Annotated in this window: 18 protein-coding genes; 10 read left to right on the top strand and 8 right to left on the bottom strand. The window is 69.1% G+C overall.

What is annotated here, in order from left to right:
• The 5 genes from AB4Y68_RS03090 to AB4Y68_RS03110 are packed head-to-tail and all read right to left on the bottom strand — an operon-like array spanning position 1 to position 5,586.
• Entirely contained in the window at positions 1-2,235 is a 2,235-nt protein-coding gene (locus tag AB4Y68_RS03090; protein ID WP_441453994.1) for a chemotaxis protein CheA, read from the bottom strand.
• Between the two features lie 11 nt (positions 2,236-2,246).
• The gene (locus tag AB4Y68_RS03095; RefSeq protein ID WP_441453996.1) at positions 2,247-2,612 is read right to left on the bottom strand and encodes a response regulator; all 366 of its coding nucleotides are present in this window, start codon (positions 2,610-2,612) and stop codon (positions 2,247-2,249) included.
• Positions 2,609-2,890, bottom strand: coding sequence for an STAS domain-containing protein (locus AB4Y68_RS03100; RefSeq protein WP_441453998.1), 282 nt, complete (start codon positions 2,888-2,890; stop codon positions 2,609-2,611). The genes AB4Y68_RS03095 and AB4Y68_RS03100 overlap by 4 nt, the downstream gene beginning before the upstream one ends.
• The gene (locus AB4Y68_RS03105; RefSeq protein WP_441454000.1) at positions 2,890-4,839 is read right to left on the bottom strand and encodes a methyl-accepting chemotaxis protein; all 1,950 of its coding nucleotides are present in this window, start codon (positions 4,837-4,839) and stop codon (positions 2,890-2,892) included. The genes AB4Y68_RS03100 and AB4Y68_RS03105 overlap by 1 nt, the downstream gene beginning before the upstream one ends.
• Before the next feature lie 36 nt (positions 4,840-4,875).
• On the bottom strand, positions 4,876-5,586 hold the full coding sequence (locus tag AB4Y68_RS03110; RefSeq protein WP_441454002.1) for a TorF family putative porin: 711 nt from the start codon (positions 5,584-5,586) through the stop codon (positions 4,876-4,878).
• A gap of 374 nt (positions 5,587-5,960) precedes the next feature.
• Here AB4Y68_RS03110 and AB4Y68_RS03115 point away from each other — a divergent pair, with 374 nt between their 5' ends.
• The 3 genes from AB4Y68_RS03115 (at position 5,961) to AB4Y68_RS03125 (ending at position 9,562) form a co-directional block, all read left to right on the top strand.
• Complete coding sequence (locus AB4Y68_RS03115) at positions 5,961-7,415, top strand: two-component system sensor histidine kinase NtrB (RefSeq protein ID WP_441454004.1); 1,455 nt, start codon at positions 5,961-5,963, stop codon at positions 7,413-7,415.
• Positions 7,412-8,017, top strand: coding sequence for a response regulator transcription factor (locus AB4Y68_RS03120; protein ID WP_441454006.1), 606 nt, complete (start codon positions 7,412-7,414; stop codon positions 8,015-8,017). Before AB4Y68_RS03115 ends, AB4Y68_RS03120 begins: the two co-directional genes overlap by 4 nt.
• 93 nt (positions 8,018-8,110) lie before the next feature.
• Entirely contained in the window at positions 8,111-9,562 is a 1,452-nt protein-coding gene (locus tag AB4Y68_RS03125; RefSeq protein ID WP_441454008.1) for an NAD-dependent succinate-semialdehyde dehydrogenase, read from the top strand.
• A gap of 23 nt (positions 9,563-9,585) precedes the next feature.
• On the opposite strand, the gene AB4Y68_RS03130 is transcribed toward AB4Y68_RS03125, so the two are convergent.
• Positions 9,586-9,747, bottom strand: a complete 162-nt coding sequence (locus tag AB4Y68_RS03130) for a hypothetical protein (RefSeq protein WP_441454010.1) — start codon at positions 9,745-9,747, stop codon at positions 9,586-9,588.
• Positions 9,748-9,920: 173 nt separating this feature from the next.
• Between AB4Y68_RS03130 and AB4Y68_RS03135 the strand changes: the two genes are divergently transcribed.
• The 4 genes from AB4Y68_RS03135 to AB4Y68_RS03150 all read left to right on the top strand — a co-directional run bounded on the left by AB4Y68_RS03135 (position 9,921) and on the right by AB4Y68_RS03150 (position 18,225).
• Positions 9,921-12,404 (top strand): heavy metal translocating P-type ATPase, encoded by a 2,484-nt coding sequence (locus AB4Y68_RS03135; protein WP_441454011.1) that lies wholly within the window; start codon positions 9,921-9,923, stop codon positions 12,402-12,404.
• Positions 12,401-12,793, top strand: coding sequence for a Cu(I)-responsive transcriptional regulator (cueR, locus tag AB4Y68_RS03140; RefSeq protein WP_441454013.1), 393 nt, complete (start codon positions 12,401-12,403; stop codon positions 12,791-12,793). The genes AB4Y68_RS03135 and cueR overlap by 4 nt, the downstream gene beginning before the upstream one ends.
• A 128-nt stretch (positions 12,794-12,921) precedes the next feature.
• Positions 12,922-14,595, top strand: coding sequence for an MFS transporter (locus AB4Y68_RS03145; RefSeq protein WP_441454015.1), 1,674 nt, complete (start codon positions 12,922-12,924; stop codon positions 14,593-14,595).
• A gap of 255 nt (positions 14,596-14,850) precedes the next feature.
• Complete coding sequence (locus AB4Y68_RS03150; RefSeq protein ID WP_441454017.1) at positions 14,851-18,225, top strand: hybrid sensor histidine kinase/response regulator; 3,375 nt, start codon at positions 14,851-14,853, stop codon at positions 18,223-18,225.
• Positions 18,226-18,404: 179 nt separating this feature from the next.
• Here AB4Y68_RS03150 and AB4Y68_RS03155 read toward each other — a convergent pair whose 3' ends face one another.
• On the bottom strand, positions 18,405-19,019 hold the full coding sequence (locus AB4Y68_RS03155; protein ID WP_441454019.1) for a response regulator: 615 nt from the start codon (positions 19,017-19,019) through the stop codon (positions 18,405-18,407).
• A 178-nt stretch (positions 19,020-19,197) separates the two neighbouring features.
• Here AB4Y68_RS03155 and AB4Y68_RS03160 point away from each other — a divergent pair, with 178 nt between their 5' ends.
• The 3 genes from AB4Y68_RS03160 to AB4Y68_RS03170 all read left to right on the top strand — a co-directional run bounded on the left by AB4Y68_RS03160 (position 19,198) and on the right by AB4Y68_RS03170 (position 22,581).
• A complete protein-coding gene (locus tag AB4Y68_RS03160; protein ID WP_441454021.1) occupies positions 19,198-19,356 on the top strand; it encodes a hypothetical protein in 159 nt (52 codons plus the stop codon).
• Between the two features lie 27 nt (positions 19,357-19,383).
• The gene (gene acs, locus AB4Y68_RS03165; protein ID WP_441454023.1) at positions 19,384-21,321 is read left to right on the top strand and encodes an acetate--CoA ligase; all 1,938 of its coding nucleotides are present in this window, start codon (positions 19,384-19,386) and stop codon (positions 21,319-21,321) included.
• Between the two features lie 201 nt (positions 21,322-21,522).
• Complete coding sequence (locus AB4Y68_RS03170) at positions 21,523-22,581, top strand: CaiB/BaiF CoA transferase family protein (RefSeq protein WP_441454025.1); 1,059 nt, start codon at positions 21,523-21,525, stop codon at positions 22,579-22,581.
• 121 nt (positions 22,582-22,702) lie between these two features.
• Here the strand turns inward: AB4Y68_RS03170 and AB4Y68_RS03175 are convergent, their stop codons facing one another.
• Complete coding sequence (locus AB4Y68_RS03175; protein ID WP_441454027.1) at positions 22,703-24,259, bottom strand: GNAT family N-acetyltransferase; 1,557 nt, start codon at positions 24,257-24,259, stop codon at positions 22,703-22,705.
• Between the last annotated feature and the right edge of the window lie 98 nt (positions 24,260-24,357).

The following is a 24,357-nucleotide window of genomic DNA, read 5'->3' on the forward strand; positions in this document are numbered from 1 at the left end:
TCAGCTCGCCATCTTCAGTTCAGGACGATTGGGTTTGCGGCGCCCGGCGGTGACCAGGGCGTCGATATCGAGGATCAGGGCGACGCGGCCGTCGCCCAGAATGGTCGCGGCGGAGACGCCGTCGACGTGGCGGTAGTTGGTCTCCAGGCTCTTGATCACCACCTGGCGCTGGCCGTTGATGCCGTCGACCAGCAGGGCGGCGCGCTGGCCGCTCTCGGTCTCCACGATCATGACCACCCCGCCCATCAGGGCCGTGGCCTCGTCGCGGAAGCCCATGACGCGGGCCACGTCCACCAGGGGCACGAATTCCTCGCGGAACTGGATCACCGCGTCATGGCCGCCGACGTGGTGAATGTCCTCGACGCGCGGGGTCAGGCTTTCGACGATGGCCGACAGGGGGGCGACCAGGGTCTGTTCGGCGGCGCTGACCACCATCCCGTCCAGCACCGCCAGGGTCAGCGGCAGGCTGAGGGTGAAGGTCGAGCCCTTGCCCGGAACCGAGCTGATCGAGATCCGACCGCCCAGCGCCTGGATGGAGCGACGCACCACGTCCATGCCCACGCCCCGGCCCGAGACGTCGGTGACGGTCTCAGCCGTCGAGAAGCCCGGCAAGAAGATCAGATTGTCGACCTCGTCGTCGGTCAGGACCGCGTCCTCGGCGATCAGGCCGCGATCAACGGCGATGCCGCGCACGCGGGGGCGGTTGATGCCCTTGCCGTCGTCGGCGATCTCGATGACGATCCGGCCCGAGCGGTGCAGGGCGGCCAGACGGACGGTCCCCTCGGCGGGCTTGCCCGCCGCCTCGCGCTCCTCCGGGCTTTCCAGGCCGTGGTCGATGGCGTTGCGCAGCATGTGAGTGATGGGCTCGGCCAGGCGTTCGACCACGGTCTTGTCGACCTCGGTGTCCTCGCCAGCCGTGACCAGGCGGACGCGCTTGCCGGTCATTTCGGCGACTTCACGCACCAGACGCGGCATCCGCTGGAACACCGACTTCACCGGCTGGGCGCGGATGGCCATGACGCTGTCCTGAATCTCGCGCGTCAGCAGCTCCAGGTCTTCCAGGCCCAGGGCAATGTCGGACGAGCGGGCCAGGCCGCTCTCTATCACCCGCTGGGCCAGCATGGCCTGCTGGATGACCAGTTCGCCGACGACGTTAATCAGGCGGTCCACCCGGTCGAGATCGACGCGGATGGTCACGGGCGCAGCGGCGGCAGGCGCGGTCGGGGCGGCGGCGGGCGCGACCGGCTTGGGCGCGGCGGCGACCGGAGCGGGGGCCGGGACGGGCGCGGCCTCGACCACCGGGGCGGTCGCCTGGGCCAGAAGAGCGGCGAAGTCGAACTCGGGTTCGGCGGGCGCGAGGTCCAGAACGGGCAACTCCGGCAGCGAGGCGAGCGGCGCAGCCTCGTCCGCCAGAGCGGTGATGCTCAGGTCGCAGTCCATCTCGACGAAGTCGAAAACGTCGCGCACGTCGGCCTCGGCCACGTCGCCCGTCAGGTCGATGGTCCAGATCAGATGGGCGTCCTCGGCGTCCAGCGCGTCGAGCGACGGCAGGCCGCTGTCGTCCAGCTGCACCGAGGTCGAGCCCAGCCGCGCCAGCTCGCGCAGCAGCAGACTGACGTCGTTGGCGCTGGCGTAGAGGCGCGGATGCGGGCGGAAGACGATGCGCCAACCCGCCGACGCCGTCGGGAGCGGCGCCAGGGGCGGAAGATCGAGCGGGGGCAGGTCCAGCGACGGCAACTCGGCCGGCGCGCCGAAATCGGCCAGATCGAGGGTCAGGGGCGTGAAGCCGAAATCGTCTTCGTCGGCGGCGGCCGCGACCGGCGCGGCGGCCGAGACAGCGGAGCCGTGGGTCAGGACCTCCAGTTCGGCCACCAGACCGGCCGAGCGCGCGGCGTCCACCGGCGCAGCCGTGCCTTGCGCCGCCCCGATGTGGTCGGCCAAGACGTCGGAGGCGCGCAGCAGGGTCTTCACCGTGACGTCGTCGCAGGCCTTACGGCCCGAGCGCAGCTCGTCCATCAGGGTCTCGAAGACATGGGCGAAACGCACCAGATCGTCGAGGCCGAAGGCCCCCGCCCCGCCCTTGACCGAGTGGACGGCGCGGAAGACGGCGTTGATCGTCTCCCCGTCCGCCTCGCCGGTTTCGAGCGCCAGCAGATTGGCTTCCAGATCGCCCAGCAGTTCGCTGCACTCCTGGAAGAAGGTGACCTTGATGGCCTCGAACGGATCGTCGCTCATGGCTGCCGTCCTCAGGCCGCGACGCGACGGACGGCGTCGACCAGCTTGATCGGATCGAAGGGTTTGACGATCCAACCGGTGGCCCCGGCCTCGCGGGCGCGCTGCTTCTTGGCGGCGTCGCTCTCGGTGGTCAGGACCAGAACCGGGGTGGCCTTGTGATCGGGGTTCGCGCGCATGCCCTCGATGAAGCCGAAGCCGTCCATGCGGGGCATGTTGATGTCGGTGATGACGATGTCGGGGCGTTCGGCCTGCAGCACCTCCAGACCGTGGACGCCGTCCTCGGCCTGCACCACGCGGTAGCCGGCGTCCTTCAACGCCAGCATCAGCATGTCGCGCATGGTGCGCGAATCGTCGACGGTCAGAACGGTCTTGGTCATGCGGGTTCGCCTTGCGTAGCGAGAGCGGAGGCGGAGGCGCCGAAGGCGCTCCATTGCGAGGCGAAGGCCTCGGAAACATTGATGAAGGTCAAAGCCTGGCCGTCGGCGCGCCAGGTCTGGATCGCCGACAGCAGAACCTGAAGACACAGGCCGCCCAGACGCTCGACCGCCGAGCCGTCGAGGACGACCTCCTGGCCGCGCGCGGCCAGGAGTTGCGCCTTCAGGGGCTCGGCGGCGCGCAGGTCAAGCACGGTCGAAAGGGCGATGGCGACCGACATCAGAACTCTTCCCAGCCGTCTTCGACGGCGACAGGCGCAGGCTTGAGGGCCGCGCCGCCATAACCGACGGTCTTCAGCGCGGCGACGGTCTGGGCCACCGGCTGGGCCGTGCGGACCGGGGCGGGCGCCGCCGCCGGCGCGGGCCTGCGGACGACGGGTGCGGCGGCCTGAGTGGTGCGGAACTGGGCGACCGAGGCGGCCAGGGAATCGGCCTCCTGGGCCAGCGAGTGGCTGGCGGCGGTCGATTGCTCGACCATCGCCGCATTTTGCTGAGTGACCTGATCCATCTGGTTCACGGCGGTGTTGACCTGTTGCAGGCCGGTGGCCTGTTCCTGGGCCGAGGCGGAGATTTCCGACACCAGGCCGTCGATCTCGGCCACGCGGCTGACGATGCGCTGCAGCGCCTCGCCCGTCTGGCCGACCAGGGCGACGCCCGCGCCAACTTGCCGGCCCGAGGCCGAGATCAGGGTCTTGATCTCCTTGGCGGCTTCGGCCGAGCGCTGGGCCAGGGCCCGGACTTCCGAGGCCACCACGGCGAAGCCGCGACCGGCGTCGCCCGCGCGCGCCGCCTCGACCCCGGCGTTCAGGGCCAGCAAGTTGGTCTGGAAGGCGATCTCGTCGATCACGCCGATGATGTCGCCGATCTGGGTCGAGGACTGCTCGATGGCGTTCATGGCGGCGACGGCGTCACGGACGACCACGCCGCTCTTCTCAGCGTCGCCACGGGCGGACTGCACCACGCTAGATGCCTGACGGGCGCCGTCAGCGGTGCGGTTCACCGTGGCGGTGATCTCGTCCAGGGCGGCGGCGGTTTCCTCCAGCGAGGCGGCCTGTTGCTCGGTGCGGCGCGACAGGTCGTCCGAGGCCTGCGAAATCTCGCCGGCGCCCGAACGGATGGCGGCGACGTTGGACACGACCACGGCCACAGCCTGTTCCAGTTGGGCGATGGCGGTGTTGAAGTCGGCTTTCAGCTGTTCGGCCTTGGGCGCGACCTCGACCGTCATCCGGTGCGTCAAGTCGCCGTTGGCCATGGCGGTCAAGCCCTGGCCCAGGGCGGTGATGGCGACGCGGTCTTCCTCGGCCGACCTGGCCTTCTCGGCCTCGACGCGGGCGCGCTCTTCCTCGGCCGCCTGACGCTGGGCGGCGGCCTCGGCTTCCAGACGCGCGTTGGCGATGGCGGCGTCCTTGAAGGCCGTCACGGCGGCGGCCATCGCCCCGACTTCATCCTTGCGTCCCATGGCGGGCACGATGATCGTCGTGTCGCCGCCAGCCAGGCGGCGCATGGCCGAGGTCATGGCCAGGAGCGGCTTGCCCAGCAGGTTCGTCAGGAGGACGGCCATGGCGATGGCGATGGCCAAGGCGAGAACGAGCCCCCCGATCAACACGCTCCGGGCCGATGTGGCGAGCGAGTCCTGAGCAGCGCCGAAGACCCGGCTCTGCTGCGCCTTCTCGTCAATGTAGCCGCCCAGGGCGTCCTCGGCGGCGCTGATATATTTGTCGGCCACGCCCTGACGGCCGACCATGGCCACAGCCTGAGCGTGACCGGCGGGTTCGGCGGCCAGGCCGCGGCCGACTTCGACGACGTTCTTGACCCAGTCGTCGGCGGCGACGCGCACGGTGCGCACCTCGTCCGCGCTGGTCCGGTCCAGCTGGCTCATCCGGTCCAGACTCTTGTTGAAATTCTCGCGGTGCGAGGCCAGGCGCTCCAGGTAGTAGGCGTCATTCGACAGCAGGAAGCCGCGATAGCTGCTTTCCTGACGCGCCAAATAGTATTGCGCCGTCTCGGCCTCGCGCTGCACCGCCGAGGCTCGCGCTCGGTCCATGCGCGCGCTCTCCATCGCGTTGATCTGCATGAAGACCGTCACGCCCATGGCGATGATCGCCAGGACGACGACGGCGAAGGCCGCCATCAGCTTTTTCTCGATCTTCAGATCGCTCAGCATGCTCATTATCTTCTTGCCCCCAATATCTTCTGTTCAGTCTGCTCAGAGCGCGAACGTCAGCGCGCCCACCAGGCGGCCGTCGTAGTTTTCGCCCAGAGCGTGGCTGTCGGTGTCGTACCAGCGCACATCCAGCACCAGCTTGTCGGTCAGCCTGTGCTTCAGGCCGAGGTTCCAGGCGGCGTATTCGGCGCCGCCGTCGGCCGTGCGGTCGGCGATGGCGGCCGAGGCCCTGGTCTTCGGCCCGACCGAAACCGTGCCCTGCAGCTCGACCCACCAGGCTTCGCGCGTCGCGGCGAAACCATCGGGGGTGTAGTTGACGCGCAGGCGGGTGCTGACCGGGCCCAGCTTGCGCGAGGCGTCGGCCTGATATTCCCAGTAGTTGGCGTCGACGCCGGCGCGCGTGCCCGGCAGGTCGCGGTTCATGACCGAGAAATCGAACTTGTAGCCGGCCGCCTCGGGGCGCCAGCCGACAGCGCTGATGATCTCGGCGTCCGAGCCTTGCGACAGCTTGGCGGTGGAGGCGAAGACGTTGGCGTAGAAACCGCCGCCCGACACTTCGACCGTGCCGTTGACGCTCGGATCGCCGGCGCTCTTGCCCAGACCCTTGCCCATATATTCGCTGGCGACGCCGACCTGGGCGTCAAAGGTCTGCGCCTGTGCGGTTCCAGCCGTCATGACGCCGGCGAATGCCGCCAGGACGAAAATGATGCCGACGCCGTTCTGGCGTCCCACGCTACTCTGGTCGACGAGCATATCTACCTCAGTGATCCTGAGGCTTTCCTGCCTAAACAAACGTAGATTTTTGTGAATCCGCCTCTACGTAAAAACCCGCACCCGGAGATCTGCTCCCGAGGCCGCCCCGACATACCGTCGTCATGCGAGCAACCGCCGAGCCCGCTCACAAAACGTCGGTATTCGATATGTTAACGTGCAGTAACCGACATTTTTCTGACTTTATTCACGCAATCCGGGTAGTAACGACGCCCTCACAACATCAAGTTCAGCGGCAAATTGCATTAACGGTCGCTCCAGTATAGAAGGCCGCGCGCGGCCCATGACTGTAGAAGCGCCGCCTAATTCTCGCTGCCCCCCTCACAGCGTCAGGAATCACCCGTATTCACCCGGTCGTGAAATACATTCGGCGTCTCGCCCATGCGATTTCGCGTCGCGGACTTGGAGGACTGGCGCTGGCCGTGGCGGCGGTCGGGGGATCGCTCGCGTTACGTGTCCTGCTCGATGGTCTCGGCAGCTTCTATTACTTGCCGATGTTGCCGGCGGTCATCGTTACGGCCCTGCTGACGCGGCGGCCTGCTGTCGCCCTGGCGATCGCCCTGTCCATCGCCCTCAGTATCGTACTCAAGCCGCGCGACGGCCTCGCCGACACGATCAGCAACGCCGTGTTGTTTGCTGCGGTCGCCTGGACGGTAGCAGAAATCTGCTGGGGACTAAGGGCGCTGCGGCGGCGCGCTAGGCATCTGTCTCACAAATTGGCCGCCCAGGACGCCCTTCTGAATACGGTGCTGGCCACCGTGCCGGTCATGACGCTGGAGACTGACGGCCAGGTGTGCTGGCTCAATCCCGCCGCCGCACGCCTGTTCGGCGTGACCGAGCCGGCGATGATGGGACGGCCCGTCACGGACCTGGTGCCGACGTTCGACGTGACCGCCCTGTCGCGCCCCGAGCGCGCCGATGCGGCCCCGGGGTCCATGGAGGACCACTGGCAGGGGGTTCGCGCCGACGGCTCCGCCTTTCCCCTGAGCATCCAGTACGGCTGGATTCCCGGCGTGGCGGGACCGGAGCATATCGCCCTGTGCCTGACCGATCTCAGTCGCTGGCACGCCGCCGACGCCCAGGCGCGCGAACTGCATACGCAACTCAACAAGGTCTGGCGCCTCAACTCGCTCGGCGAGATGGCGGCGACCCTGGCGCACGAACTGAACCAGCCGCTGAGCGCCGCCGCCACCTATCTGCACGCCAGCCAGATCGACATGGAGCGGGCCGGCCCCCTGGGCGACAGCGCGGGCCGGACGGTGGAACTGGCCAAGGGACAGTTGCTGCGCGCCGGCAAGATTATCCGCCGGATGCGCGAACTGCTGTCGCTCGAGGCCCGCAGCCTGGGCCAGGAGCGCGCCTCCTCCATGGTCGAAGACCTGGGTCCCATCCTCGCCATGATCGGCGCCAGCGAGGGCGTGACCATCCGCATGGACCTGCAGGCCGACGACGACCTCGTCCGCGCCGAACGCATCCAGTTCCAGCAGGCCATGGTCAATCTGGTCCGCAACGCGGTCGAGGCGGTGAACGCCTGCAAAGACCCCACGGTCGTCATCGTCGGTCGTAAACTGTCCGAGACCCAGTATGCGATCAGCGTCGAGGACAACGGCCCCGGCATCGACGCCGATCAGGTGGATCGCATCTTCCAGCCGATGACCACCACCAAGACGGGCGGCATGGGCCTGGGCCTGTGCGTGACCCGCACCATCGTCGAAAGCCACGGGGGGCGTCTGTCCGTCGCCCGAAGCCCGATGGGAGGCGCCGCCTTCTCCTTCAACCTGCTCCGCGAAGCGGCGAGCGACCCCCTATGATCCAGCACTCCGTATTCATCATCGACGACGACGCGGCCGTCCGAGACTCCCTGCTGGTCCTGTTGCGCAGCGAGAACATCCGTGCGCGCGGCTTCGCCAGCGGCGCCGACTTCTTCGCCGCCTTGCCCGACGACGCCACCGCCTGCGTCATCACCGACATGCGCATGCCCGACATGGACGGCGTCGAAGTGGTGCGACGCATCACCCGGGAGCGCGGAACAGCCTGGCCGGTCATCGTCATCACCGGCCACGCCGACGTGCCCATGGTGGTGCAGATGATGAAGGCGGGCATCGTCGACTTCATCGAAAAGCCGTTCGACCCGCAGCGACTGATCGAGACCGTGCGCGGCTGCCTGGCCCGGCTTTCGGATCTCCGCCAGAGCCACGACGCCAGAGCCGCGACCCTGGTCCGCCTGGCGCGACTGACCCCGCGCGAGCGTCAGGTGTTCGACGCCCTGATCCAGGGAGCCTCCAACAAGGAGATCGCCCTGGCGCTGGACATCAGTCCGCGCACCGTCGAGGTCTTCCGCGCCAAGGTCATGACCAAGATGGAGGCCGACAGTCTGTCCGCCCTGGTCCGCATGGGACTGATGCTGGCCTGATCCCGAGGCCGATCCCGTGCCCTGAGCAAGGGGCTTGCAGCCGCGCGGGTTCGGGGACGTTATGAAGGCTCGATCCGCCTGGAGCCTCGCCCGATGACCGTTTCCGCCGACGACCGCCTGATCCGCAGCTTGGCCTATGTGGACGGGGCCTGGGTCGGGGCGGACGACGGGGCGACCTTCGCGGTGACGGGCCCGGCGACCGGCGAGACCCTGGGCGTCGTGCCGCGCATGGGCGCCGCCGAGACCCGCCGCGCCATCGCCGCCGCCGAAACCGCCAGAAAACCCTGGGCTGCGAAGACCGCGGGCGAGCGCGCCCGAATCCTGCGCCGCTGGTTCGATCTGATGATGCAGGAGCAGGAGGGGCTGGGCCGTCTGCTGACCCGCGAACAGGGCAAGAGCCTGACCGAGGCCAGGGGCGAGATCGCCTACGCCGCCAGCTTCATCGAGTGGTTCGCCGAGGAGGGAAAGCGCACCTATGGCGAGGTCATCCCGACCCATGACGCGGGCAAGCGGCTGATCGCCATCCGCCAGCCGGTTGGGGTGGTCGGGGCCATCACGCCGTGGAACTTCCCCGCCGCCATGATCACCCGCAAGGTCGGCCCGGCCTTGGCCGCTGGCTGCGCCGTGGTGCTGAAACCGGCCAGCCAGACGCCGCTGTCGGCGCTGGCGCTCGCGGTCCTGGCCGAGGAGGCGGGCCTGCCCAAGGGGCTGTTCAACGTCCTGACCGGCTCGGCCTCGGAGATCGGCGGCGAACTGACCTCCAATCCGACGGTGCGCAAGATCAGCTTCACGGGGTCGACGGAAATCGGCCGCACCCTGATGCGGCAGTCGGCCGATACCATCAAGAAACTGAGCCTGGAGCTGGGCGGCAACGCCCCCTTCCTGGTCTTCGACGACGCCGACATCGACGCGGCGGTGGCCGGCGCCGTGGCGTCCAAGTTCAGGAACAGCGGCCAGACCTGCGTCTGCACCAACCGCTTCTATGTCCAGTCGTCGGTCCACGACGAATTCGTCGCCAAGCTGGCCCAGGCGACCGAGGCGCTAAAGGTCGGAAACGGGCTGGAGGACGGCGTCCAGATCGGCCCGCTGATCGACGCCAAGGCGGTGAAGAAGGTCGAGGAGCATATGGCCGACGCCACAGCCAAGGGCGCGACGGTCGTGACCGGCGGGAAACGCCACGCCCTGGGCGGGACCTTCTTCCAGCCGACCGTGCTGTCAGGCGTCACGTCCGACATGCTGATCTGCCAGGAGGAGACCTTCGGCCCGGTCGCGCCCGTCGTCCGCTTCGAGACGGAAGACGAGGCGCTGAAACTGGCCAACGCCACCGAGTTCGGGCTGGCCGGCTATTTCTACGCGCGCGACATGGGCCGGGTCTGGCGCGTGGCCGAGGCGATGGAGACCGGCATGATCGGCGTCAACACCGGCCTGATCTCCACCGAGGTCGCGCCCTTCGGCGGGATCAAGCAATCCGGCCTGGGTCGCGAAGGCTCAAGCCACGGCATCGAGGACTACCTCGAGCTGAAATATATCTGCATGGGCCTGTAGAGCCCGCAGTCACGACAGAGCCGTCAGTCCTCGAACTGGTCCCCCGAGGCGCCGGTCTCGCCAGCCTTGGCCGCTGCGGCCTCGGCGCGCTTGGCGGCCTTCGCGGCCGCCTTGGCCTCGGCCTTCTTGGCGTCGGCGCGCTCGCGCTCTTGCCGTTCGAAACTGTAGTTGGGCTTACGGGCCATTGATGTCCTCTCGCGCCAGGCCGCCGGATGGCGACGTCAGACCTCCATTTGATCCCTGTCGCCCGCTGCGACAACACTGAAACGGCGCGCGGCCCCGAATTCAACGCCTTGACCTTCCCATCATAGGAACCTTCATAAGGGACAGGATCTTGGTGAGTTGAGGAGTTTCGGCCATGACCGCCCCGTCCGACCGTATCGTTGAAATCCCTGTCCGCGGCATGAGCTGCGCCAGCTGCGTCGGCCGCGTCGAGCGCGCCCTGAAGGCGGCGCCGGGGGTCAGCGACGCCTCGGTCAACCTGGCCTCGGGCCGCGCCCGGGTGACGCTGACGGGCGACGGCGCGGCGACCGCGGCGGCCGAGGCCATCCGCGCCTCGGGCTATGAGCCCGCCCAACACAGCGTCGAATTGAAGATCGCCGGCATGACCTGCGCCAGCTGCGTCGGTCGGGTCGAACGCGCGCTAAAGGCCGCGCCCGGCGTGCTGGACGCGACCGTCAACCTGGCGACGGAGCGGGCCGCGATCCGCATGATCGACGGCGCGACCGATCAGGCCGGCCTCATCGCCGCCGTCAAGGCCGCCGGCTACGCCGCCGAGCCGGTCGGCGCGCCCGACGCCGACGCCCAGGACCGCGAACAGGCCGCCCGCGCCGCTGAACTGCGCGGCCTGGGCCGGGCTGTCGCCGTCGCCGCCGTCGCCACCCTTCCGCTGTTTGTCATCGAGATGGGGTCGCATGTCGTCCCCGGCATGCACCACTGGCTGAACAGCGCCATCGGCCAGACGCCGTGGCGCATCCTCAGCTTCGTCCTGGCCAGCCTCGTCCTGTTCGGGCCGGGCCTGCGCTTCTTCCGCAGCGGCGTGCCCAATCTGATCCGGCTGACGCCGGAGATGAACGCCCTGGTGGTGCTGGGCGCCACGGCGGCCTGGGCCTTCTCGACCGTGGCGACCTTCGCGCCGCAGGTCCTGCCCGCCGGGACGGCCAACGTCTATTTCGAGGCGGCGGCGGTGATCGTCACCCTGATCCTGATCGGCCGCTGGTTCGAGGCCAGGGCCAAGGGCCGCACCAGCCAGGCCATCCGCCACCTGATGGCCCTGCAGGCCAAGACCGCCCGCGTCGAACGCGACGGCGTGGAAGTCGAACTGCCCATCGCCGAGGTCCGCCCCGGCGATGTCGTCTCCGTGCGTCCCGGCGAGCGCGTGCCGGTCGACGGCGTGGTCGTGGACGGCGCCTCCTTCATCGACGAATCCCTGCTGACGGGCGAGCCGATCCCGGTGGAAAAGACCATCGGGGCAGATGTGGTCGGCGGCTCGATCAACACCACCGGCGCCTTTCGCTTCCGCGCTGAGAAGGTCGGGGCCGACACGGTGCTGGCCCAGATCGTGCGCATGGTCGAGGCGGCGCAGGGCGCCAAGCTGCCGATCCAGGCGCGGGTCGATCAGATCACCGGCTGGTTCGTCCCCGCCGTGATCGCCGCCGCCGTCCTGACCTTCGTCGTCTGGCTGGTCTTCGGGCCGCAGCCGGCGCTGGGCATGGCCCTGGTCAATGCGGTGGCCGTGCTGATCATCGCCTGCCCCTGCGCCATGGGCCTGGCCACGCCGACCTCGATCATGGTCGGCACCGGCCGCGCCGCCGAACTGGGCGTCCTGTTCCGCAAGGGCGAGGCGCTGCAGGCCCTGAAGGGGGTCCAAGTGATCGCCTTCGACAAGACCGGCACCCTGACCCTGGGCCGTCCCGAACTGACCGATTTGGAGACCGCCGAGGGCTTCGACGAGGCCGAGGTCCTGGCCCTGGTCGCCGCCGTCGAGACCCGGTCGGAGCACCCCATCGCCCAGGCCCTGATCAAGGCGGCCGAGGCGCGCGGCCTGGCCGTCATCGCGCCCGACCGCTTCGGCTCGGCCCCCGGCATGGGCGCGGAAGGCGTCGTCGGCGGCCGCACGGTTCAGGTCGGCGCCGACCGCTACATGCGCGATCTGGGCCTTGATCCCGCGCTGTTCGCCGAAACCGCCGCGCGGCTGGGCGACGAGGGCAAGACGCCGCTCTACGCCGCCGTCGACGGGCGGCTGGCAGCCATCATCGCCGTGGCCGACCCGATCAAGCCGACCAGCGCCGCCGCCATCCAGGCCCTGCACGCCCTGGGCCTGAAGACGGCGATGATCAGCGGCGACAACCGCCGCACCGCCGAGGCCGTCGCCCGCCGCCTGGGCATCGACGAGGTGCGCGCCGAGGTCCTGCCCGACGGCAAGGTGGCGGTGATCGAGGGGCTGCGTCAGGGCGGCCGCCGCGTCGCCTTCGTCGGCGACGGGGTCAACGACGCCCCGGCCCTGGCGGCGGCGGACGTGGGCCTGGCCGTCGGCCACGGCGCCGACGTGGCCATCGAGAGCGCCGACGTGGTGCTGACCGGCGGCGACCTGCGCGGCGTGGTCAACGCGGTGGGCCTGTCGCGCGCGACCATGCGCAACATCACCGAGAACCTGATCTGGGCCTTCGGCTACAACGTCGTGCTGATCCCGGTGGCGGCGGGGGTGCTGTATCCGGCCTTCGGTCTGCTGCTGTCGCCCATGCTGGCGGCGGGGGCCATGGCCCTGTCCAGCGTCAGCGTCCTGACCAACGCCCTGCGCCTGCGCGGCTTCAAATCCCTGATCGCCGGAGCCCATTCATGAACATCGGTCAGGCCTCCGGCGCCACCGGCGTCTCGGCCAAGATGATCCGCTATTACGAGTCCGTCGGCCTGATCCGGCCGGCGGCGCGGACCGACAGCAATTATCGCGACTTCTCGGAGCGCGACGTCAACGACCTGCGCTTCATCCGCCGCGCCCGGGGGCTGGGTTTCTCGGTCGAGGAGATCACCCGGCTGCTGTCGCTGTGGCGCGACGGCCAGCGGCCCAGCCGCGAGGTCAAGGCGCTGGCCGACCAGCATGTCGCGGCGCTGGACGCGCGCATCGCTGAAATGCAGGCCATGGCCGACGCCTTGCGCGATCTGGCCCGCGCCTGCGCCGGCGACGAACGCCCGGACTGCCCCATTCTGACGGACCTCGCCGCCGGCCGTTAAGCGTTGCGGCGTTCGACCAAAGTCGCCTCTTCAAATCCTTCGCCCGGCTGTCACTCTCCCTTCCGACGATCCGGCACAGGATCGCGGGGAACGGTCGCGAAACGCGGCCATACAGGAAGGGACTGCCCATGACCGACCGCACCATGGATGCGGCGGAGGGCGTGGAACACACCGTCGATCGCAATGATCGACTCGTGATTCTGGCGTCGTCCGTCGGCACCGTCATCGAATGGTACGACTTCTATCTCTACGGCTCGCTGGCCGCGATCATCACCACCCAGTTCTTCTCGGGCGTGAACGAGACCACCGGCTACATCTTCGCCCTGATGGCCTTTGCCGCCGGTTTTGCGGTCCGGCCGTTCGGGGCCATCGTCTTCGGGCGGCTGGGCGACCTGTGGGGACGCAAGAACACCTTCCTCGTCACCATGCTGCTGATGGGCCTGTCGACCTTCGTGGTCGGCCTCTTGCCGCCCTATGCGGCCATCGGCATCGCCGCGCCGATCATACTGGTGCTGATGCGCCTGATCCAGGGCCTGGCCCTGGGCGGTGAATATGGCGGCGCCGCCACCTACGTCGCCGAGCACGCCCCCAAGGGCAAGCGCGGCTTCTACACCTCCTTCATCCAGATCACGGCGACGGCGGGCCTGGTGCTCAGCCTGGCCGTCATTCTGGGCGTGCGTTACGCGGTCGGCGAGGAAGCCTTCCTCGACTGGGGCTGGCGCATTCCCTTCCTGGTCTCGATCCTGCTGCTGGGCGTCTCGCTGTGGATTCGCCTGAAGCTGGCCGAGAGCCCCTCGTTCAAGAAGATGAAGGCCGAAGGCAAGGGCTCGACCACGCCCCTGAAGGACAGCTTCGCCAAGTGGCCGAACCTGAAGCTGGTGCTGATCGCGTTGGTCGGTCTGACCGCCGGTCAGGCGGTCATCTGGTACACGGGCCAGTTCTACGCCCTCTTCTTCCTCGAGCGCGTGCTGCGGGTCGACGCCTCGCTGGTCTATGTCATGCTGGCCGTCGCCCTGCTGCTGGCCTCGCCCTTCTTCATCTTCTGGGGCTGGCTGTCGGACAAGGTGGGCCGCAAGCCGATCATCCTGGCCGGCTGCCTGCTCGCGGCGATCACCTATTTCCCGCTGTTCAACGCCCTGACAGAAGCGGCCAACCCGCGTCTGGCGGCGGCGGCGGCTTCGGCCCCGGTCACGGTCTATGCCGATCCGGCCGACTGCCACCTGCAGTTCGACCCCGTGGGCAAGACGGTGTTCAACCACTCCTGCGACGTGGCCAAGTCCTATCTGGCCAAGGCCGGCGTGACCTATACCAATGTCGCCGCGCCCGCCGGCACGGTGGCCGAGGTCCGCATCGGCGATCAGGCGGTGATCCCCAGCTTCCGCGGCGACGCCCTGACCACCGCTGACTTCGCGGCCCAGAAGAAGATCTGGGACACGGGTCTGGGCGAGGCCCTGTCGATCGCCGGCTATCCCGCCAAGGCCGACAGCGCCCTGGTCAACAAGCCGCTGGTGGTGCTGATCCTCTTCATCCTCGGCTTCTACGTGACCATGGTCTACGGGCCGATCGCGGCGGCCCTGGTCGAGATGTTTCCGACCAATATCCGCTACACCTCGATGTCCCTGCCCTATCATATCGGCAACGGCTGGTTCGGCGGCTTCCTGCCGACCACCGCCTTCGCCATGGTCGCGGCCACGGGCAATATCTACTACGGCCTCTGGTATCCGATCGTGGTGGCGCTCGCGACGGTCGTGCTGGGCTTCCTGCTGGTCAAGGAAGGCAAGGACGTCGATCTGAACGCGTAAGCCGCAACCTTCGCCAAGCTGCGGGGGCGGTCCGGTTCACCGGGCCGCCCTTTGTCTTTTCCCTCAAGAGCTACTCCCAACCGCTCATCCCGGCGGACGCCGGGATCCAGTGCTTTGGCTGCATAGAGCGCCATTTCCCCCGTGGCGACTACGGCTCTTACTGGATCCCGGCGTCCGCCGGGATGAGCGGGAATACTGGTGTCAGTCCCCATTTCATCCTTGTCCCAAGGCCCCGCTCCGTCCCAGATGCCGGTCATGTTCAGCCTCGCGACCCTGGCCCTGGTGGCCGCCTATATGGCGACCCTGTTCGCGGTCGCCTGGTGGTACGAGCGCCCGTCGATCAAGACGCGCGGCGGGGCGCTGGGGCCGTCGCTCTATGCCCTGTCGCTGGCCATCTACTGCACCTCCTGGACCTATTACGGGGCGGTGGGGACGGCGGCGCGGTCGGCCTGGGAATACCTGCCCATCTATGTGGGCCCGGCGCTGGGCGTGACGGTGCTGTTCCCGCTGTGGAAGCGGATCGCGGCGGCGGCCCGGCGCGAGAACGTCGGCTCGATGGCCGACTTCATCTCATCGCGCTACGGCAAGAGCCCGGCCCTGGGCGCGGCGGTGGCCGTCGTCGCCATCCTGGGCTCCCTGCCCTACATCGCGCTACAGCTGAAATCCCTGTCGATGGCGGGCGAGATGATCACCGCCGGGACGCCCGTCGCAGGCTCCGAGAGCCTGACGGTTCTGGTGATGGCCGGGGTTCTGGCCGGGTTCGCCATCCTGTTCGGGGCGCGTCGTCCCGACCTGACCGAGCACAACCGCGGCCTGATCCAGGCCATCGGCATCGAGTCCATCGTCAAGCTGGCGGCCCTGCTGGCCGTCGCCGTCTTCGCCCTGATGCTGCTGCGCCACGCCCCGGCCTCGGCCGCCGTGACCGCCAGCCTCGGCGATCTGGCGCGCGGACCCGATCTGGACAGCCGGTTCTGGGCCATCGTCCTGGTGGCGACCCTGGCCATCTTCTGCCTGCCGCGTCAGTTCCACGTCGCCTTTGTCGAGGGCGGCGACCCGGCCCAGGTGCGGCGCGCGCGCTGGATCTTTCCCCTCTATCTGCTGCTGACCAGTCTGGCGGTCCTGCCTCTGGTGGCGGCGGGTGGCCTGTTCGCGCCCCACGTCAATCCCGACCTGCTGGTGCTGGCCCTGCCGCTGAACGCCGGCCAGCCAGCCCTGACGGCGATCGTCTTCGTCGGCGGGTTTTCGGCGGCGACCGCCATGGTCATCGTCGAGGCCGTGGCCCTGTCGGCCATGGTATCCAACAACCTGATCCTGCCGCTGCTGGCCGCCGAACGCCGCAAACGCGGCGAGCGCTCGGGAGACATGGCGCGCACCATCCTCAACATCCGCCGCGTGGCCATCGTGGCCCTGCTGCTGATGGCCTGGGTCTATTATCAGGCGATGGACCAGTCCAGTGGCCTGGCGGCCATGGGTCTGGTGTCCTTCGCCGCCCTGGCCCAGCTGGCCCCCGCCCTGTTCGGCGCGGTGCTGTGGCGCGGCGGGCGGGCGCGGGGGGCGCTGGCGGGCTTAAGCGTCGGCATGGCGGTCTGGCTGGTCATGCTGGCGGCGCCGCAGCTGGCGCCCGGCTTCGGCCTGAACGTCCCGGCCATGATCGGGTTGAGCGATCCGTTCGCCGCGGGGGTCTTCCTCAGTCTGGCGTTGAACCTCGGCGTCTTTGTTCTGGTGTCGAAGCTGGGCACGCCGCGCCTGATCGACCGGGTTCAGGCCCGCGCCTTCGTCGACCGTCTGGGGCCGGACTGGATGGAGGGACGCGGCGGCTTGGCGGGGGCCTCGGTCGGCGACCTGAAGGCCCTGGTCGCCCGCTTCATCGGCGACGAACGGGCCGAGCGCGCCTTCGCCGCCTGGGCGCGCGAGACCGAGATCAAGCTGCGTGACGCCGACCCCGCCGACGCCGGCCTGGCCCGCGCCGCCGAACGCATGCTGGCGGGGGCGGTCGGCGCCGCCTCAGCCCGGCGCGTCATCGCCGCCGCCCTGGCCGCCGGGGGCCGCGCGCCCGAGGACGTGGTGCGGATGCTCGACGAGGCCTCGCAGGCGGTCCAGTTCAACCGCGACCTGCTGCAGACCACGCTGGACAACATCGATCAGGGCGTCAGCGTCGTGGACGAGGACCTGCGCCTGACCGCCTGGAACCGGCGCTATGTCGAGATGTTCGGCCTGCCCGCGGGCTTCGTCCACGTCGGCCTGCCCATCGCCGCCGTCTATCGCCTGAACGCCGAGCGCGGCGAGACCGACCCCGGCGACATCGAGGCCTGGATCGAGCGGCGGCTGGAGGCCCTGGCCCGCCGCATCCCGCACGACCACGAGCGCGAACAGCCCGACGGCCGGATTCTGCGGTCCTCTGGCGCCCCCATCCCCGGCGGCGGCTACGCCACCAGCTATACCGACATCACCGCCCTGCGCCGCGCCGCCCGCGATCTGGAGGAGGCCAACGAGCGGCTGGAGGCCCGCGTCGCCGACCGCACCGAGCGGCTCGAAGAAGCCCTTCGTCTGGCCGAGGACGCCACCGCCTCCAAGACCCGCTTCCTCGCCGCCGCCAGCCACGACCTGTTGCAGCCGCTGCACGCCGCGCGCCTGTTCATCGCCGCGCTGAAGGAGGAGCCGGCCCTGGCGCCCGGGTCCGCCGCGCGCGGGCTGGCCACCAACGCCGACCGCTCCATCGACAGCGCCCACCGCCTGCTGACGGCGCTGCTCAACCTGTCCAAGCTGGAGGCGGGCGGGGTTCAGCCCGCCGTGGCCCCCCTGTCGCTGGACGCCCTGTTCGCCGAACTGACCCGCGAGTTCGCGCCCATGGCCCGGGCCAAGGGGCTGCGGCTGACGGTGGCGCCATCGGGTCTGTGGGTTTCGTCAGACCACGACCTGCTGCGCTCCATGCTTCAGAACCTGGTCGGCAACGCCATCCGCTACACCGACCGGGGCCGGGTTCTGGTCGGCGCGCGGCGCGACGGCGAGACGGTGCAGATGCTGGTCTGCGACACCGGACGCGGCATCCCCGATGCCGACCGCGAAAGCGTTTTCGGCGAGTTCGTGCGTCTGCCCGGTGCCCCGGTGGACGAACCCGGCGCGGGTCTGGGTCTGGCCATCGTGCAGAAGCTGTCGGACCTGCTGCGCCATCCGCTGTCGATGGCCTCGCGGGTCGGACGCGGCACGACCTTCCGCGTCAGCGCCCCGCGCGCCGCCGCGCGGGTCGTGGTCGCCGCACCAGCCGAGAGCGACGTCCGCCTGCCGCTGGCGGGCCTGCGGGTGCTGTGCGTGGACAACGAGCCCGCCATCCTCGACGCCCTGACGGCGCTGCTGACCCGCTGGGGCGCGCAGACGACGACGGCGCTGACGGCGGCGGAGGGCGTGGCGGCCAAGGGGCCGTTCGACGCGGCCCTGATCGACCTGCATCTGGGCGACGGGGCGGACGGGCTTACGGTCGTGGACGCCTTGCAAGCGCGCGGGTTGCGCCGCATCGCCCTCGTCACCGCCGACACCCGCGAGGGTCTGAAGGAAACGGCCGCGGCGGCCGGCGCGACCCTGCTGCCCAAACCGGTCAAGCCGGCGGCGCTGAAGGCCTTCCTGTCGAGTTAGCTCATATCCTTCTCCCCTTGCGGGAGAAGGTGGGCGCCGGAGGCGCTCGGATGAGGGGTGCCGGCGCGACGTCAGACAGCGTGACAGGCGGGCGGCGATCACCTCCAGATGAGGCGCTGACACCCCTCATCCGTCAGGCTTCGCCTGCCACCTTCTCCCACAAGGGGAGAAGGAAGATTTTACAGGTCGATCGACTGTGCCAGGATCACGGCCTGGGTCCGGTTATGCACCCCCAGCTTGCGGAAGACGCTGGTCAGGTGGGCCTTGATGGTGGCCTCGGTGACGCCGAGGTCGAAGGCGATCTGCTTGTTCAGCCGCCCGGCCTTCAGGCCTTCGAGGATGCGCAGTTGCGACGGGGTCAGGCTGGCGATGCGGGCTTCCAGATCGCCTTCCTCGGGTCCGGCTTCGCCCACGTCGGGGGCCCAGTGGTCGCCGGACAGGATGGCGGCGATGGCCTCGACCATGACCGGCAGGGCGGCGGATTTCGGAATGAAGCCGGCGGCGCCGAGCGTCAGGGCGCGGCGCACGGTCGGCGGCTGCTCGCTGGCCGAGACCACGGCGACGGGCACGGCGGGATGATCCGTACGGATGCGGGTCAGGCCCGCCATACCCTCGCTGTCCGACAGTTTCAGGTCCAGCAGCAGCAGGTCGACGGGATCGCCCGCCAGCGCCGTCTGAACCTCGGCCAGACTGGCGCATTCTGCGATCACGGCGCCGGGCGCGGCCTTTTCGACAGCCGATCTCAACGCCGCCCGAAACAGAGGGTGGTCGTCGGCGACGACGATGCGATCCATGAAGGTCCTTCCCGCGCGCGGTTCTCTAATTCGGGTCGAGGCCGCGCTGTGACAGCACTACCATGCCGCGCCCCGACTTTGGTCGAAACTAGACCAATGGCTAATGGCCGCAAACCGCCCTCGCGCGGAATGCTGCGCTTTCGAGGTTCGCGTTAGACGGACCCGGGAGGATGACGACATGAGAAAATTCCGTACCCGGCGGCGCGGCTGCGCTCCTGTTCGCGCCCTATCGGCGTTTGATGTCGGGGCCGAACTGATGTTCGCTGACCGCAAGCTGGAATCGGGACTGGACGGCGACATGTCCCCTCTGATCCTGTTCGCCGAATACGGCTTCTGAAAAACAAGAAACTGGAGGAATGCGCGCGTGTCTGATCCGGAACTCTATCCCGTCCCCGCCGACCTGGCCGCCCGCGCCCACATGGACCGCGACGCCTATGAGGCGGCCCGGATCGCGGCGCGCGAAACCCCCGACGCCTATTGGGGCGAACAGGCCAGGCGCCTCGACTGGATGACCTTCCCGACCAAGATCAAGGACGTCAGCTTCGACAAGGAAGACTTCCGCATCCGCTGGTTCGAAGACGGGGTGCTGAACGTCTCGGCCGAGTGCATCGACCGCCACCTGCCCCATCGCGCGAACGATGTCGCCATCATCTGGGAAGGCGACGAGCCGAGCGACAGCGAGCGCGTCACCTACGGCCAACTGCACGAACGCGTCTGCCGCATGGCCAATGTGCTCAAGGCCAACGGCGTCCAGAAGGGCGACCGCGTCACCATCTATCTGCCGATGATCCCCGAGGCGGCCTACGCCATGCTGGCCTGCGCCCGCATCGGCGCGGTCCATTCGGTCGTCTTCGGCGGCTTCTCGCCCGACAGCATCGCCGGCCGCATCGAGGACTGCGGCTCCACCTTCGTCATCACCGCCGACGAGGGCTGCCGCGGCGGCAAGAAGGTGCCGCTCAAGGCCCATGTCGACACGGCGCTGGAAAAGGTGTCGGGCGTCGACGGCGTCCTGCTGATCCGCCACACCGGCGCGGACGTGGGCTTCGTCGCGGGCCGCGATCTGGATTACGAGACCGAAACGAGGGCGGTCACGGCCCACTGCCACCCCGAGCCGATGCACGCCGAGGACCCGCTGTTCATCCTCTACACCTCGGGCTCGACCGGAAAGCCCAAGGGCGTGCTGCACACCACGGGCGGCTATCTGTTCTGGGCCAGCTACACCCACGAACTGGTCTTTGATTATCGGCCCGGAGAGGTCTTCTGGTGCACCGCCGACGTGGGCTGGGTGACGGGTCACTCCTATGGAGTCTATGGCCCGCTGGCCAACGGCGCCACGACCCTGCTGTTCGAGGGCGTGCCCAACTATCCGACCGTCAGCCGTTTCTGGGAGGTCATCGACAAGCATCAGGTCGAGATCTTATACACCGCCCCCACCGCCCTGCGCTCGCTGATGCGCGAGGGCGACGCCCCGGTGAAAGCCACCAGCCGCAAGTCGCTTCGCCTGCTGGGTTCGGTCGGCGAGCCGATCAATCCCGAGGCCTGGCGCTGGTATCATGAGGTCGTCGGCGAGGGCCGCCTGCCCATCGTCGACACCTGGTGGCAGACGGAGACCGGCGGCGTCCTGATCTCGCCCCTGCCGGGCGCGACGGACCTGAAGCCCGGCTCGGCCACCAAGCCCCTGCCCGGCGTCGAGCTGCAGATCGTCGATGCCGACGGCGAGGTGCTGGAGGGCGCGACCGAGGGCAACCTCGTCATCACCGACAGCTGGCCGGGCCAGATGCGCAGCGTCTATGGCGACCACCAGCGTTTCTTCGAGACCTATTTCTCGACCTATCCGGGCAAGTATTTCACCGGCGACGGCTGCCGCCGCGACGCCGACGGCTACTACTGGATCACCGGCCGGGTCGATGACGTGATCAACGTCTCGGGCCACCGCATGGGCACCGCCGAGGTCGAGAGCGCCCTGGTCCTGCACGAAGCGGTGGCCGAGGCCGCCGTGGTCGGCTTCCCCCACGACATCAAGGGGCAGGGCATCTACGCCTATGTCACCCTGAACAAGGGGGTCGAGCCGACCGAGGCGCTGCGCAAGGAACTGATCGCCCAGGTGCGCGAGGAGATCAGCCCCATCGCCGCCCCCGACGTCATCCAGTGGGCGCCGGGCCTGCCCAAGACCCGCTCGGGCAAGATCATGCGGCGCATCCTGCGCAAGATCGCCGAGAACGAACTGGGCGCCCTGGGCGACACCTCGACCCTGGCCGACCCTTCGGTCGTCGACGACCTGGTGAAGAACCGGGCGGCGTAGAGCGCGCAGTTCTCCGCTCATCCCGGCGGACGCCGGGACCCAGTGAGAGCCGCGCACACCGCCCAACTGGCCCATGCGCGCGCGCCTTGGCCAAAGGACTGGATCCCGTCGTCCGTCGGGATAAGCGGTTTCTGGCGTTCTCCCCGAAAGGCGGTCCCGGCTGGTCTGGACGGGGCCGCCCGCCTCGGCTTGAGTGGGGGCATGAGCAGAACCCTCGACGGCCTGACCATCATCGAACTGGCGGGCGTCGGCCCGGCTCCCTTCGGCGGCATGATGCTGGCCGACCACGGGGCGGAGGTGATCCTGGTGCACCGCCCCGGCGCCGCGCCCGATCCGCGCGCCCCATTGAACCGCAACCGCGCCCGTCTGGTCGAGGCGGACCTGAAGACGCCCCAGGGCGCCGCCCGCGTCCGCGATCTGGCGCGCACCGCCGACGGCCTGATCGAGGGCTTCCGTCCCGGCGTCATGGAGCGGCTGGGTCTCGGGCCAGACGTCCTGCTGGGCGACAATCCGCGCCTCGTCTATGGCCGCATGACCGGCTGGGGCCAGGACGGGCCGCTGGCCCCAGCGCCCGGCCACGACATCGACTACATCGCCCTGTCGGGCGCGCTGCACGCCTTCGGTCGGGCGGGCGAGAAGCCGACCCCGCCGATCAACATGGTCGGGGACTTCGGCGGCGGGGGGATGCTGCTGGCCTTCGGCATGGTCGCGGGCCTGCTCAAGGCCCAGCGCAGCGGGCGCGGCGACGTCATCGACTGCGCCATGAGCGAGGGTTCGGCCCTGCTGATGAGCATGATCTGGGGCTTCCGCCAGACCCTGCCCGCCCCGCTGCCCAGTTCCCTGACCTGGCGCGACGAACGCGGGGTCAACCTGCTCGACACCGGGGCCCATTTCTACGAGACCTATGAGACCGCCGACGGCAAGCATCTGGCGGTCGGGGCCATCGAGCCGCCCTTCTACGCCGCCCTCCTTCGCCTGACGGGGCTGACCGGCGACCCCGCCTTCGCCGCCCCCTTCGACCCCGCCGCCTGGCCCGCGCTGAAGGAGCGACTGGCCGACGTCTTCCGCACCCGCACGCGCGACGATTGGTGCGCTGATCCCGAGGCGCTGCAGGCCTGCGTCGCCCCCGTCCTGTCGATGGCCGAGGCGCCGGCGCATCCGCACAATCGGGCTCGAGGCGCCTTCGTCACCGCCCAGGGCGTCGTTCAGCCCGCCCCTGCCCCGCGCTTCCGCGACAGTCCGGCGCGGAAGCCAGAGTAGCGGCCCCACTAACCTCCGCTCCCCCCGGCGGACGCCGGGGCCCAGTCCTTTGGCTACTGAATTGGCTGCGTTTCAAACGTCCCGCCCTTGGCCAAAGGGCTGGATCCCGGCGCGGCGCGCCTCACCCCCCGTCGGCCCACACCGTCTTGTAGAGGTCGAAGCGACGGTCGCGCAGGTTGCGCACCGTCCCCTGCGCCTTGGCCCAGGCCAGGTCCGACAGGTCCAGGTCCGCGACCGTCACGGACTCGACGTTCTCCGAGGCCTCGGCCGCCACCCCGTCGCGCGCGAAGGGGAAGTCGCACGGCGTCAGGATGCAGGACTGGGCGTACTGGATGTCCATGTTCTCGACATTGGGCAGGTTGCCGACATTGCCCGACAGGACGACGTAGCACTGGTTCTCGACCGCCCGCGCTTGCGAGCAGTAGCGCACCCGCAGATAGCCCTGGCGATTGTCGGTGCAGAAGGGCACGAATAGGATGCGCGCGCCCTCGTCGGCCAGGCGCCGCGCCAATTCCGGGAACTCGGAATCATAGCAGATCATCACTCCGATCGGGCCGCAGTCGGTGGGGATGGCGTGGACGCGGTCGCCGCCCTTGATGTTCCACCAGTGACGCTCGTTCGGGGTCGGGTGCAGCTTCTCCTGCTCGTGCACCGAGCCGTCGCGCAGGAAGACATAGGCGACGTTGTGGATGTCGCCGTCCTCGGCCCGCGTCGGGTGCGAGCCGCCGATGATGTTGACGTTGTAGCCGACCGCCAGCTTGCGCATCTCCTCGACGAAGCGGGGCGTGTACCGCGTCAGGGCCTCGATGGACTCCGCCGGGGTCAGCTTCTTCTGCGCCAGCGACAGAAGCTGCAGGGTGAACAGCTCGGGAAACACCACGAAGTCGGCGCGATAGTCCGACACCACGTCGACGAAATATTCGACGTTGTCGATGAACTCCTCGAAGCTGGCGACCTTGCGCATCTGCAGCTGGACGGTGGCCACCCGCACCGTCTCCTTGACGGCGAAGGCCGCCCCCTTGCCGGTCGCCGGCAGATAATAGGGGTTGCGCCAGATCATGTGGGCGGCGTGGCCCATCGAGGCCGTGTCGGAGGTCAGATAGTTCTTCAGCACCCCGATCGGCTCGAATCCCGAGCGCAGGTGAAATCCGATCACCGGGTCGTTCAGCTTGCGCGCCGCCACCGCGTCCAGATAGTCGCGCGGATCGGGATAGGCGGTCTTGCGCCGCGACAGGCCCGGCATCCGCCCGCCAAAGACGATCCCCTTCAGGTTCTGCGCCTCGCACAGGTCGCGCCGCGCGTCGTAGAGGCGCTGGCCGATGCGCAGGCGCCGCCGGGCGGGGTCGACGCAGACCTCCATCCCGTAGAGCCATTCGCCCTGCGGATCATGCCGCGCGCCATAGCCGCCGCCGGTAATCTCGACCCAGGTGTGCGGCCCCATCGCCGTCTTCTCGTCGATGCGGAAGCTGGCGGCGTAGCCGACGATCTCGCCCTCGAACTCGACCACGAACTGGCCGTCGGGATAGGTGGCGATCTGTCCCCGCAGCATGCCGGGCGTATAGGGCGGCATGTCCTTGTAGACGCGCGCCACTAGGGCGTTGATGGCGGTGACGTCGGCCATGCGCGCATTGCGGATGATCAGGACGGCGGGTTTGGCGGGCGGCGTGATCTCGGTCATCCCGACCTAACGCGCCACCTTGGCCGTGGATCACCGGACGGGCGAATTCCGTTGCAACCCCGCCCCGGGGCCTGGGATTAGGCTAGAGACCGCCGCCG

It is taken from the genome of Brevundimonas sp. 2YAF1 (assembly GCF_052114745.1).
GTDB lineage: Bacteria > Pseudomonadota > Alphaproteobacteria > Caulobacterales > Caulobacteraceae > Brevundimonas.